This is a genomic window from Pseudomonas sp. Marseille-QA0892, from assembly GCF_054950135.1.
Map to the genome: position 1 here is coordinate 2,746,438 of NZ_CM143104.1, position 12,595 is coordinate 2,759,032.

At 62.0% G+C, this 12,595-nt stretch carries 12 protein-coding genes and 1 pseudogene; 4 read left to right on the plus strand and 9 right to left on the minus strand.

Annotated elements, in window-relative coordinates; translation table 11 throughout:
- Positions 1-291: 291 nt before the first annotated feature.
- The 8 genes from ACY8D3_RS12760 to ACY8D3_RS12795 all read right to left on the minus strand — a co-directional run bounded on the left by ACY8D3_RS12760 (position 292) and on the right by ACY8D3_RS12795 (position 8,192).
- The gene (locus tag ACY8D3_RS12760; RefSeq protein ID WP_462379149.1) at positions 292-963 is read right to left on the minus strand and encodes a nitroreductase; all 672 of its coding nucleotides are present in this window, start codon (positions 961-963) and stop codon (positions 292-294) included.
- A gap of 106 nt (positions 964-1,069) precedes the next feature.
- Entirely contained in the window at positions 1,070-2,065 is a 996-nt protein-coding gene (locus ACY8D3_RS12765) for a TRAP transporter substrate-binding protein (protein ID WP_462384365.1), read from the minus strand.
- A 162-nt stretch (positions 2,066-2,227) separates the two neighbouring features.
- Positions 2,228-3,049 (minus strand): HpcH/HpaI aldolase/citrate lyase family protein, encoded by an 822-nt coding sequence (locus tag ACY8D3_RS12770; protein WP_462379150.1) that lies wholly within the window; start codon positions 3,047-3,049, stop codon positions 2,228-2,230.
- Between the two features lie 47 nt (positions 3,050-3,096).
- Positions 3,097-4,299 carry a CaiB/BaiF CoA transferase family protein gene (locus ACY8D3_RS12775; protein WP_462379151.1) on the minus strand — a complete coding sequence of 401 codons (1,203 nt, stop codon included), beginning with the start codon at positions 4,297-4,299 and terminating at the stop codon, positions 3,097-3,099.
- Between the two features lie 62 nt (positions 4,300-4,361).
- Positions 4,362-5,714: an MmgE/PrpD family protein gene (locus tag ACY8D3_RS12780; RefSeq protein ID WP_462379152.1), complete on the minus strand. Its 1,353-nt coding sequence runs from the start codon at positions 5,712-5,714 to the stop codon at positions 4,362-4,364.
- Between the two features lie 8 nt (positions 5,715-5,722).
- Positions 5,723-6,109: a VOC family protein gene (locus ACY8D3_RS12785; RefSeq protein ID WP_462384366.1), complete on the minus strand. Its 387-nt coding sequence runs from the start codon at positions 6,107-6,109 to the stop codon at positions 5,723-5,725.
- Positions 6,110-6,148: 39 nt separating this feature from the next.
- A complete protein-coding gene (locus ACY8D3_RS12790; protein ID WP_462379153.1) occupies positions 6,149-7,312 on the minus strand; it encodes an acyl-CoA dehydrogenase family protein in 1,164 nt (387 codons plus the stop codon).
- Positions 7,313-7,364: 52 nt separating this feature from the next.
- Entirely contained in the window at positions 7,365-8,192 is an 828-nt protein-coding gene (locus ACY8D3_RS12795) for an HTD2 family dehydratase (protein ID WP_462379154.1), read from the minus strand.
- 202 nt (positions 8,193-8,394) lie between these two features.
- On the opposite strand from ACY8D3_RS12795, the gene ACY8D3_RS12800 reads away from it, so the two are divergent.
- Complete coding sequence (locus ACY8D3_RS12800) at positions 8,395-9,294, plus strand: LysR family transcriptional regulator (RefSeq protein WP_462379155.1); 900 nt, start codon at positions 8,395-8,397, stop codon at positions 9,292-9,294.
- Between the two features lie 224 nt (positions 9,295-9,518).
- On the opposite strand, the gene ACY8D3_RS12805 is transcribed toward ACY8D3_RS12800, so the two are convergent.
- The gene (locus tag ACY8D3_RS12805; RefSeq protein WP_462379156.1) at positions 9,519-10,445 is read right to left on the minus strand and encodes a 2-hydroxyacid dehydrogenase; all 927 of its coding nucleotides are present in this window, start codon (positions 10,443-10,445) and stop codon (positions 9,519-9,521) included.
- A gap of 250 nt (positions 10,446-10,695) precedes the next feature.
- On the opposite strand from ACY8D3_RS12805, the gene ACY8D3_RS12810 reads away from it, so the two are divergent.
- The 3 genes and pseudogenes from ACY8D3_RS12810 (at position 10,696) to ACY8D3_RS12820 (ending at position 12,595) form a co-directional block, all read left to right on the plus strand.
- Positions 10,696-11,664 (plus strand): XdhC family protein, encoded by a 969-nt coding sequence (locus tag ACY8D3_RS12810; protein ID WP_462379157.1) that lies wholly within the window; start codon positions 10,696-10,698, stop codon positions 11,662-11,664.
- Positions 11,654-12,097 (plus strand): annotated as a pseudogene (locus tag ACY8D3_RS12815) (nucleotidyltransferase family protein); the annotation flags it as partial. The gene ACY8D3_RS12810 and the pseudogene ACY8D3_RS12815, both read left to right, overlap by 11 nt.
- A 126-nt stretch (positions 12,098-12,223) precedes the next feature.
- Positions 12,224-12,595 (plus strand): 4a-hydroxytetrahydrobiopterin dehydratase, encoded by a 372-nt coding sequence (locus tag ACY8D3_RS12820; protein WP_462384368.1) that lies wholly within the window; start codon positions 12,224-12,226, stop codon positions 12,593-12,595.

Sequence of the window (12,595 nt, forward strand, 5' to 3'; positions counted from 1 at the left end):
TATTCAGTGCTGCACGTGAATCACACCGTAGGGTGGATTAGCCGTAGGCGTAATCCACCGTTTACCTCGGAAAACGTCGTGACTATGAGAGATGCATAGGTGCGTCCGTCACACGAATCCGCGGTTCCGGCCGAAGCCCTTCGGGATTCCGCCCCACTATTCTGTTCAGAACGTAGGGTGGATTGGCCGCAGGCGTAATCCACCGCTTACCTCAAACGTTCGCGACCTCGCCTGCTGGTGCGTTCTCTGTCGTGACCGCTTGCCGCAAGCGCGGCGAGCAGAAACCTGCGGTCACTCATCTGTAAACGTACAAAACGCATCGACATCCATGCGCTGGCTCACCAATGAGTTCACCGCGGCGTCCGGATCGGGATAGCCGATGGCCATGCCGCAATGGAGCCTGTAGCTGGCGGGCACTTTCAGGAAGGCCGACACGGTATGGTGATAGCGCGTCCAGCACGCCTGCGCGCAACTGCCCAGGCCGTTCTCAGCCAGCAGCAGCATAAGACTCTGTTCGAACATCCCCAGATCCGCCCATTGCCCCGGGCCCATACTGCGCTCGACGAAGAAGAATGCCGCGCAGGGCGCATCGAAGAACTGAAAATTTCGGGCAAACCAGGCCCGCCGGGCCGCCTTGTCATCGCGGCTGATGTCCAGCAGACGGTACATGTCTTCCCCGATCGTATACCGATGGGTTCGGTAGGGTTCCTCCAGGGGGGCGGGGTATACGGCGTAGTCCGGCGCATCGGCTTCGCGGTCGGTTTCGATCCGACTGGCGATGACGGACTTGAACCGCTCGAGTGCGTCGCCCGACAGGATATGCACACGCCACGGCTGGAGATTGCCGCTCGATGGCGAACGGGCGGCGCGCCCTAGAAGTTCGCGAATAAGGGTCGTGTCGACAGGCGCTCCAAGAAACACCCGTGTGCTATTGCGGCGCTCGAGCGCTTCGCTGACATCCATTCGTTTGCCTCGCTGGGGCGGCTGACATATTCACGTTCTACCCCCGCTCCCCCAACAATGAAAAGAGCGGACACCGTGCCCGCTCTTTATGCCGTTGCGTGCGTGATCACTGCGCCTGGTTGGATGCCTCAGCCGCCTTGATCAGATCCGCACCAATCTCGCCCTCGAACTTCTGCCACACGGGGCGCATCGCCTCGCGCCATTGATTGCGCTCTTCGGGCGTCAGCTCGATGATCTCGCTGGTTCCGGCCTTGGCGATGGCGTTACGCGCCTCGACGTTCAGCGCGTCGGCTTTCTTGTTCACCTCCACGCTCACCTCCGCCATGATCTTCTCCAACTCACCGCGCACATCATTCGGGAGCCCGTTCCAGAACTTGGTGTTGGTAATGACCATGTAATCGATCAGGCCATGGTTGGACTCGGTGAAGAACGGCTGCACCTCATGCACCTTTTGGCTGAAGTAGTTCGACCAGGTGTTCTCGGTCCCGTTGACGACACCGGTCTGCAAGCCCTGGTAGACCTCGGCGAAGCTCATCTTGCGCGGGTTGGCGCGGACCGCCTTGAATTGCTCTTCCAACACGTTGGACGCCTGCACTCGGAACTTCAGACCGCGCGCATCCTTCGGCTCATGCAGTGCCTTGTTCGCGGACAGGACCTTCAGCCCGTTGTGCCAATAAGCCAGACCGGTGATGTTCTTGTCTTCCATGCTGCGAAGCAGGCCCTTGCCCGCGTCGCTTCCCTGGAAGCGGTCCACGGCAGCCATGTCATCGAACAGAAAAGGCAGGTCGAAAATCTGGATGGGCTTCGAATAGGGTTCGAACTTGGCCAGGGACGGCGCCAGCAACTGGACGTCGCCGAGCAGCAGGGCCTCCATCTCCTTGCCATCACCAAATAGCGACGAGTTCGGGTACACCTCGACTTTTACCCGCCCTGGCAACCGCTCCTCGGCCAACTTCTTGAACATCTCCGCCCCTTGTCCCTTGGGCGTATGCTCCGCAACGACGTGGGCGAACTTGATGACGATGGGGTCTGCCGCGTGAACGAAACCAGCGGCGGACAAGGCCAGCGCACACGCGAACGTGCGAACCAAGGGCTTCAGCATGGGTGGTACCTCATTGTTGTTGTAGTAATCGACACTCACTTCGGGATCGGCGGAAGCAAGCCGATCCCCTGCGTCTTTTCAGAATGCCTACACCACACAGGGCGAGCCATCCGCATTTCGATAAGCAGGCATTCACAGCACGTGAACGCCGAACTGGGTGGCCTAACGCTCCCCCGCCAATGCCAATAGCTGCTGCGCGCGCGCGAGGACGGGTGCGTCGACCATCTGGCCATCGACCGTATACGCCGCTGCTGCGCCCTTGCCGGCATCGATGACGCGTCTGGCCCAGTCGAGCTGTTCAGCATCAGGCGCCAGCGCCTGATGGATGGCATCGACTTGGCGCGGGTGGATACACAGCGCACCGCCGAAACCCATGTCGCGGGCGTGCCGCGTGACAGTCCGCAAGCCTTCCACGTCATCGAATGCCGGATGAACCCCATCGAGCGGCGCCTGCAACCCTGCCGTACGTGAGTGCACGAGAATCTGGTAGCGCGCTTGGTCGAGAATGACGGCCGCTGCGGCGGTACCCGTGTTCAATCCCAGGTCCAGCGCCAGATCAAGCGCACCGAAACTGAGTCGTTCGACCCCTGGGGTGGCCGCGATGTGCGGAAGATTCACAAGGCCCCTGGCGCTTTCTACGATGGGCCACACGGGCTTGCCGCACCCGGCAGCGGTGGCCGCCTGCTCCGATGTTTCCGCCTTCGGGAGCACAACATGGGTAACGCCGGCTTGCTCGCGGCAGAACGCCAGGTCCGCTGCGTGTTCGGCATGGTCCGGTGCATTGACGCGAACAAGGACGCGGACAGCGGGATTGGCCTGTAGGAAGGCACCAAGATCCGTGCGCGCCTGTGCCTTGAGTGACGCTTCGACAGCATCCTCGAAGTCGACGATAACGGCATCTGCACCGCTGGCCAGTGCCTTCGTGAAGCGCTCGGGTCGACTTCCGGGTACGAACAGGGCCGTTCGGATCGTTTTCAGGCTCATGAAGCGTCCTTTTGTCCGGTTGTGCTGGATCGAGATCAACGTCTCCGTCAGATCACGCCGTGGTCTTTTAGTCTTGCGATATCAGCGTCGCCGTAGCCCAGTTCCTTCAACAGCGCCTGACTGTGCTCGCCCAGCGCAGGGACAGGGTCCATACGTGGCGTGAACGCAGCGTTGCGTGCGGGTGGTAGCAACGCCGGAATTGCCCCAATCGGGCTGCCGACCTCCGTCCAGCGTTGACGCGCCTTGAGCTGCGGGTGTGCCCACACGCCGGCCATGTCGTTCACATGCGCGTTCGCAATTTGCGCCTCGTCCAGGCGCGCGATGACTTCATCCGCCGTCAGCGTGGAAAATGTGTCGAGAATGATTGCCTTGAGCGCATCGCGGTTTTCGGAACGTTTGAAGTTGGCCGCGAAGCGCTCGTCTGCCGCGAGCGATGCATCCAGAAGGACCTTCTCGCAGAACAGTTGCCACTCGCGCTCATTCTGCAGGCCCAGCATCACGGTGCCGCCATCCCCCGCCTGGAAGGGTCCGTAGGGGTAGATCGTCGAGTGCGACGCCCCGGCACGGGGCGGCTGCGGTGCGCCTTCGTAGGCGTAATACATCGGGTAGCCCATCCACTCGACGAGCCCTTCGAGCATGGAGACATCTACATGGCTCCCCTCGCCCGTCTTGCCGCGGAGCAGGAGTGCCGAAAGAATGCCACTGTACGCGTACATCCCAGCGGCAATGTCGGCGATCGAGCAACCGGCCTTGGCCATTTCGTCTTCGCCAGGCCCACCGGTTACTGATAAAAAACCGCCTTCACTTTGAATCAGCAGGTCGTAGGCCTTCTTCTTCTCGTACGGGCCGCCCTCCCCGTAGCCGGAAATGTCGCAAACGATCAGGCGCGGGTAGCGGGCGTGCAGGTCGTCGAACGAAAGGCCCATTCGCGCCGCTGCACCCGGCGCCAGGTTCTGCACCAGCACGTCTGCATCGCCCAGGAGGCTGTCGAGAATCTTTCTGGCCTCGTCCTGCTTGAGGTCCAGGCTCAAGCTTTCCTTGGACCGGTTGGTCCAGACGAAATGGGAGGCCAGCCCATCGACGCGCTCATCGTAGCCACGCGCGAAATCGCCTACACCGGGTCGCTCGACCTTGATGACCCGTGCACCAAGATCGGCAAGCTGACGGGTACAGAAAGGCGCGGCGATCGCATGTTCGAGGCTCACGACGGTAATGCCGTCCAGTGGGCGCGGGCTGAGCGAATGGTTCATGTGTTCTACCTCTGCTCCGGCTGGCTCGGTATGCGAGCCAGCGTGAGATCTGTTTGGGTCGATCAAGCGATCGCGTCAAGGTTTGCGCTTTGGCGCAGCTGCCAGACGCGCTGGATCAGCTCACCGGCCTCATCGCCGCTACGGGCACCTGAAAACGCCACCAGGCGGCGGAACTTGTCCTCCAGCTCAGCGCGACTCAGGGTATTGCCGGGATCGCCCTTGGGGTCATCAATGCGCCCAACCAGCGTTCGTCCATCGGTGGTGGTTACCGTGACCCGCCCCAGCCAACGCGCTGGATAAGCACCATCGACCTCCGGATCAAGCTCCATCACGACCTTCTGCCGGAAGGCCGCCACGCGTGGATCGGTCAGTGACTGGTCGCGGAATTCAGTGAGCTGAGCGCTACCATGCACGGCAATCAGGCCCAGCACGGTACCCATCGAAAACTTCGCCTGATGCACCGTTTGCGGCTCGACAACTCGGCCCAGCACGTCAATGGCCCCCTGATGGACACGCGTCACGACGCGTTCGATATCGCCCGCCCGCAAGCCCTCTCGCCCCATGAGGTCGAGCAGTGCATCAGCAGCCGGATGCGTATGGCGGCACGATGCGTGGTATTTGAACGACGTTTCCGGAAGCGCCCAGCGAACGCCCAGGCGATCGGACAACTTGCGTGGATCGGCATCGCTGGACATACCCGCAGCCATGCCCTGGTCACCTTCCAGGATGTTGCGTGCACCAGTCAGCCCTTCCTCGGTCATGTAAGCCGAAAGGAGCCCATCCGCCGCGGCCTTCGCCGTGTGCAGCTGCTTGGAGTCGGCAGCATCGCGGAGGAACTCCCAAAGCCCGGCGGCTTGAGTCCCGGCATTGCCGAGCAAGTTGATGAACTGCTCTCGGTCGAAGTCGAGCAACTTGCCAACCGCAACGGCCGCGGCCAGCGTGCCGACAGTCGCCGTGGTGTGGAAGGTGCGGTAGTGCGATCTGCCAAGGAATTCTCCGATCCGGATGCCTGCCTCATAACCTGCAACAGATGCCAGCAGCAGATCCGGTCCGCTCTTGCCGAGGTCTTGCGCAGCTGCGAGGGCCGCGGGGAACACGACCGTGGCCGGGTGTAGCACCGAGCTGTTGTGCAGGTCATCCTGCTCAACGAGGTGGGAACTTGCGCCATTGACGAGTGCAGCGAAGTAGGCGCTACTGCTCTTGCCATTGACCAGGATGCGCGCGCGGCCCTCGGCAGGCCCCATCTTCCGGGCGTAACGCTCGAACAATGGAATCGGATGAGCCCCCTGGCTGGCCAGCGCCGACCCCAGCCAATCCAGAAACAGATCTTCAGCACGCGCCAACACGGTGTCGGGGATCTGCTCGAACGTAAGGTCCGCCAGAAATGCGGCCAGCTGTTCAGTGTGTTCGCTCATTGTTCTTATCACTCGGCGATGAGATTGGAGAGTTCGATGAGGTTCAGGTCAGGGTCACGCAGATAGACCGAGAGGATCGGCCCGGTGGCGCCGGTGCGCTGGACCGGCCCTTCAAGTACAGCCACACCTTCGTTCTGCAGGTGCTCGATCACCGCCTCGATCGGCGTGGAGGTAATGAAGCAAAGATCAGCCGAGCCGGGTTGAGGTGTCGCAGCCTTGGGCTCGAACTCGCGCCCTGCCTCATGCAGATTGATCTTCTGCTGGCCAAAGACGAGCGACTTGCGGCCCGCGCCAAAGGTAACGGCCTGCATGCCCAGCACGCGTGCGTAGAAGTCGACCGTGGTATCGATGTCCGCGACGGTCAGGACAAGGTGATCCAGATGGCTGATCTTCATGGGCACGTTTGACTCCGGGATTCGCGCAAGACGAAGCAATCAGAACGAGCGTGGCAGCTCGAGCAGATGCTCGGCCACGTACGAAAGGATCAGGTTGGTGGAAATGGGCGCGACCTGGTAAAGACGCGTTTCCCGGAATTTGCGCTCCACGTCATATTCGCAGGCGAAGCCAAAGCCACCGTGCGTTTGCAGACAGGCATTGGCCGCCTCCCAGGACGCCTTGGCTGCCAGGTATTTAGCCATATTGGCGCTCGCCCCGGCGTTCTGGCCGCTGTCATACTCAGCGCAGGCACGCCAACGCATCAGATCCGCCGCTTCAATTTCGATGTGGGACTCGGCGATAGGGAACTGCACCCCCTGGTTCTGGCCTATGGGCCGCCCGAACACTTGGCGGTCACGGGCGTAGGCGCTGGCCTTGTCGACGAACCAGCGGCCATCGCCGATGCATTCCGCCGCGATCAGCGTCCGTTCGGCATTCAGGCCATCGAGGATGTAGCGAAAGCCCTTGCCTTCTTCACCAATCAGACTTTCTGCTGGAATCTCCAGATTGTCGAAGAACAGCTCATTGGTTTCGTGGTTGACCATGTTGGCGATGGGCTGGACGGTTAGTCCGTTGCCGATGGCCTCACGCAGATCGACGAGGAAGATCGACATGCCGTCTACCTTCTTCTTCACCTCCGGCAGCGGCGTGGTGCGCGCCAGAAGGATCATGAGGTCCGAATGCTGGATGCGGGAAATCCAGACTTTCTGTCCATTGATGACGTATTTGTCACCCTTCCTGACCGCCGTGGTCTTGATCTTCGTGGTATCGGTTCCTGTCGTGGGCTCCGTTACGCCCATCGACTGGAGCCGCAACTCACCGCTGGCGAGCTTGGGCAGGTAGAACTGCTTCTGCGCGTCGGTCCCGTTACGCAGCAGCGTGAACATGTTGTACATCTGCCCGTGAATGGTGCCCGAGTTGCCACCGCAACGGTTCACCTCCTCCAGAATCACCGAAGCCTCGGCCAGGCCCAGGCCGGAGCCACCGTATTCCTCAGGGATCATTGCCGACAACCAACCGGCTTCCGTCATCGCGGTCACGAATGCTTCAGGGAAACCTTTTTCCTCGTCGATGCGGCGCCAGTATTCGGCTGGAAACTGAGCGCACAGGCCACGCACGCCCTCGCGAATCGCGCTGATTTCATCATTGTTGTAATCGAACATCGGCCTTGCCTCGCATACGTAGGAAGCCCCGCTTCGCGTGGGCGCTTCAGGATTATTCGAACTCGACTTCGGCCTTCTGCGCGATGCCTGAAGCGTTACCTGCCCAGAGCTCCGCCTTGCCGGGCGAAACGACGCGCCCCGATACGTCGAACGGCGTCGGCGCGATAAGCGGCCGAACGCCACGGTAGGCGAAGCGCAGGACGCGAACCTCGGGATGCGCGCGGCAGAAGGCACGCAGGTTCAGCGTGGCGATCATCGGCCCATGGACGACAAGCCCTGGGTAGCCTTCGGTCTCAGTTACGTAGGGGTAGTCGTAGTGAATTCGGTGACCGTTGAAGGTCACCGCGGAATACCGAAAAAGCAGCGTCGACGACGGCTCGATCGCCTCGCGCCACTCGACGTCGGGCATCGGGTCGGTACCGGAGAGCTTCGGCGGGCTCGGCTCGCGGTAGACAATGTCCTGTTCCTCACGCACGCACAGCTCACCATTCTGGCGATACTCATGCCGTACGGTGACGAACAGCAGCGCACCCGTCCGGCCATGCTTCTCCTCGACGTTCTGGATCGTCGATGTGCAGGTTGCCTCTGAGCCCGCGGTCAGCGGCGATAGAAACTCGACTCGGCCGCCCGCCCACATACGGTTTCGGTTGTCCGCCGGCGGAAGGAACCCGCCTCGCGCCGGGTGACCATCAGCCCCCAGGCCCGATTCTGCAATCGGCTCCTGAAAGAAACACCATTGCCAAAGCGGCGGCAGCGCGCTGCCGTGTTCCGGCGTCGGTTCGCCGAAGGTGGCGGCGATGCGCTTGAGCAGATTGACGCTGAACTGGTCATGCGCCTCGACGGATTTACCAAGCCAGGGCGCGTAGGAAGAATCGGTCATTCGAAGTGTCCGTCGTCTTGTTCTAAGCGGATCATGCAACCCACCGGCCGTTCCGTGAATTTGCAATTTCTTATCCCAGCGTTCATAAGGGACGAACGCTAACGGCTGTCATCAGGCAGTCCGCGGTCAGCGCTGACACGCATGGCCACGCGCCGCATCCATGCCATCGTATCTAATGGACACTCTTGGCCAAGGAGCCTGCATGCATTTCGATCTGGCTGATCTGCGCCTCTTCATCCACATTGCTGAATCGCCGAGCCTGACACAGGGTGCTCGCAAGGCATTCCTGTCTCCGGCAGCGGCGAGTGCGCGCATCAAGGCCCTTGAAGGCCAGTTGGGCACGCGTCTGCTTTATCGCGATAGCCGTGGCATCGAGCTCACCGCGGCCGGGCAGGCCCTGCTTACTCATGCGCGACGAATCATGCGGCAGGTCGATTATCTCAAGGCCGAGTTCACGAATTACGGGGGCGACGACGTCGGCCGCATTCGCATCTTCGCGAACACCACCGCGGTGACCGAGTTTCTACCGGAGGTGCTGTCCGGCTTCCTGGCCGAACGCCCCGGCGTCACGGTGGACCTGCAGGAACGACTGAGCCGGGATATCGTGCGCGGCGTATTGGAGGGGTCCACGGACATCGGGATTATTGCCGGGCCGGTCAATGCTGCGGGTCTGGAGGTTCTGCACTTCAGCACGGATTATCTGGTGCTCGCCGTTCCTGAAGGCCATCCATTGGCAAGCAAGGACAAGGTGAAGTTGGGCGAGACGCTCGATTACCAACACATCTGCTTGCACGAAGGCAGCACCCTTCTCACCTTCCTGCGCGACCATGTGGAGAAGATCGGCCGCGAGCTGCACATGCGTATCCAGCTGTCGAGCTTCGAAGCCATCTGCCGGATGATCGAGGGCGGCGTGGGCATCGGTATCATCCCCGAATCCGCCGCTCGCCGGCACAGCCGGACGATGAATCTGGTGACGGTTCAGCTCGATGAAGAATGGGCATTACGCGAGCGCAGCGTGCTTGTACGTGAACTGGAGGCACTGCCGGGAGTGGTTCGCGCGTTGATCGATACGTTGCGTCGTGGGGAAACTCAATCGAGGTAAACGGTGGAAGCCCTCCGGGATTCCACCCTACGACGCTACGACGCCCACCGAAACGCAGCCTCAGACAGGTAGGGTGGGTTAGCGACGCGTAACCCACCGCAATGATCGACACCGCAACGGGTTGCCATCGGATGTAAGCAACGTTGGCACAGGCGAAGCGCTTCGCGACCTGGCAAATGCGGACGGAGCCGCTCCAGTCGAATATGATGGTTGCGCCGGCACTATCAATACCCAACCGCCGGATCCGCCTGGTTCTGCAAGGGCTCACCCCGCTCCAGTCGACGGACGTTCGCGATGATCTGTGCCGCCACCGCTTCCCGGCTCGCACAAGAGGCGATGTGCGGCGTGACGATGACGCCCGGTGTCGTCCAGAGTGCGTCGTCAGAAGACAACGGCTCCTGTTCGAACACGTCCAGCAATGCACCCCGAACCTGGCCGCTCTCGAGTGCCTGTCGCAAATCCTGTAGCACGACATGCTCCCCTCGGCCGCAGTTGATGATCACCGCACCTCGCACCAGCCTTGCGAAGGCTCGCGCGTCGAGCACGCCGCGGGTCTGCTCCGTCATCGGCAACAGGCACACGACCATGTCCAAGCCTGTCAGGAAATCCGCGAGCGACCGCTCGCCAGCATAGGTTTCCACGCCGTCCAGCTTTTTTGCGGAGCGAGCCCAACCGCGCACGTGGAAGCCCCTTTCTGCGAGCGTCTGCGCTACGTGGCCACCCAGCGCGCCAAGCCCCATTACACCGATGGTGCGGGCCGAGGCGGGCTGCTGTGCCGGCATGTCCCAGATACGGCGCACCTGATTGGCCAATATCCGGTCCATATGACGGTGAAAATGCAGCACGCCCCAAAGCACGTATTCGGCCATACCCTGCCGGTGCTCGGGATCCACGATCCGGCAGACGGGAACATCCGGCAGCGTTGGATCACGGCGCAGGTTATCGATGCCGGCGGCAATCGAATGCACCAAGCGAAGGTTCGGCATCCTCGCGAAGCTGCCGGCCGGGGGGTTCCAGCAGGCGGCCACTTCCGCCTCGAACGCGCCGGGCTCACCCTGGAGACTGACCTGCAGATCGGGTGCCTGCGCCCTGAGCGCATCCCTCACGTCGATCATGTCGATGTCTTCACTGAGCAATACGATCCGGGTCATGGGTAACGGCTCCCTTCTGGTATCCAATTCAGTTCGGCCGCGCTGAGCGTGCGGCTTCGGAAAAGGATCCGTTATCCCTGAGATGTGCGCTGTAGACAAATCCGACGCCGTTATGCCGCGAATAAGCCCTGCTTATGGTGTGAGGGAACCCCGGGCAGGCGAAGCGGGCCAAAGGCTCATGATGCACGCATACGCGAGCCATGAATCGACATCTCCCGGCACGACGCGCCAGGACTCCTGCGGAGTAGCCATGCAGCAACTCGACCTCAAGGTCATCGAACAGGCCCTGAGCTGGGCACGCGACGGGCAGCCCATCTGGCTATGCACGGTGTTGTCCACCTACGGTTCAGCGCCGCGCGCACCGGGTGCTCTTTTGGTCGCGAAGGCAGACGGAGCCCACGTTGGCTCCCTGTCAGGCGGATGCGTGGAAGAAGCGTTCCTGGACAGCCTCGCCGACGGCGCCTTCCGGGCGACCGCTCAAATCGTCCGCTACGGCGAAACCGATGAGGACCGCCAGCGGCTGCGGCTGCCCTGCGGCGGCGTACTGCAAGTGCTCGTCGAGCACCGCGCCGCAACCGATGAATGGCTAACGCATCTGGAAGTGCTTCACGCCACCCTGCTTGGGCAGCGCCGATTGCGTCGCCGTATCGACCTAACAACCGGCGCCATGCGCCTGCTGGAGGATGCAGGCCAGAGCGAGCCGGTCACGCTTGCAGACGAGACGGTGACCATTTCGGTCGGCCCATCCCTGCGTCTCATATTGGCCGGGCTCTCGCCTGTCGCCGAAGCCTGCGCCGGCTTCGCCAAGGCGATTGGATGCGAAGTCATCGCCTGTGATCCGCGGGAAGAGATGCAGAACGTGAAGCTGGAGGGCGTAGAGATGCAGCGCGTCCTGCCGTCCCTGTTCATTTCATCCGGATGTTGCCATGAAGCGACGGCCGTCGTGGCGCTGACCCATGATCCACGTATCGATGACCTCGCCCTGATGGAAGCAGTCCGGACGCCAGCCTTCTATATTGGCGCGATGGGCTCGCGTCAAACGTCGGCCAAACGCGCCGAACGGCTCGCGCGCGTTGGCGGGCTAACGCCCGAGGAGATTGCCCGGATCCACATGCCGATCGGCCTGGATCTCGGCAGCAAATCCCCCGCCGAGATCGCACTCGCCGTAGTGGCTGACGTGCTCCGCGTATACCGAGGACGGGCCCGTGATGCGCTCTGAAGGGACACACCGAGTCGTCGCGCTGGTTCTGGCTGCTGGCCACGGGACGCGGTTCGGCAGCGATAAACGTATCGCTCGATTGCCGAACGGCAAGACCGTACTCGAAGCCACACTGGATCAGCTCAGCGACGCGTTTGACCATGCGTACGTCGTCGTGCGGGAAGGAGACGGTGTTGTGCAACCCGGTCCGGGTGTCACACCCATCGTTTCGCCTCGAGCGGCGCACGGCATGGGCGCGTCGCTGGCTGATGGGACCGCCCACGTCTTCGCGCAGCAGGGTGTCGAAGCGCTTGCCGTGATCCTCGGTGACATGCCATGGACCCGACCGGACACCTATCAAGCGGTGATCGACGCCTCGTCAGCCGACGCAATCGTGGTCCCGTGCTTTCAGGGCCAGCCCGGCCATCCGGTCAGCTTCGGCCGATCCGTATGGCCGGATCTCATGCAACTCGACGGCGATCAGGGCGCCCGCGCTTTGCTGCAGCAACATGCATCGCGCATACGGCGGCTCGCCGTCGATGACGAAGGCATCCTCCAGGATATCGATGAACCGTCGAATATGGCGAAACCTGCCGCGCGTCAACCTTCATTGGCGGACCAGGCCTGCGAGCCGTGCCGATCCGACAGCCCTGCACTGGACACGACCGCACAGCACACATTGCTGGCGTATTTGCCGGGTTGGCAAATACTGCCAGGCGCCCTACCCAAGCTCCAGCGCCGATACCGCTTCGATAACTTTCGCGACGCGCTGGCGTTCACCAACGCGATAGGTGAGCTGGCCGAAGCGGAGAATCATCATCCCAGTCTACTGACCGAGTGGGGCAGCGTAACGGTCACTTGGTGGACTCACGCCATCGCCGGTCTGCACCGTAACGATTTCATTCTCGCGGCCCGTACGGACGCGATTGCTACTCAAGCCAACCTACCGTGA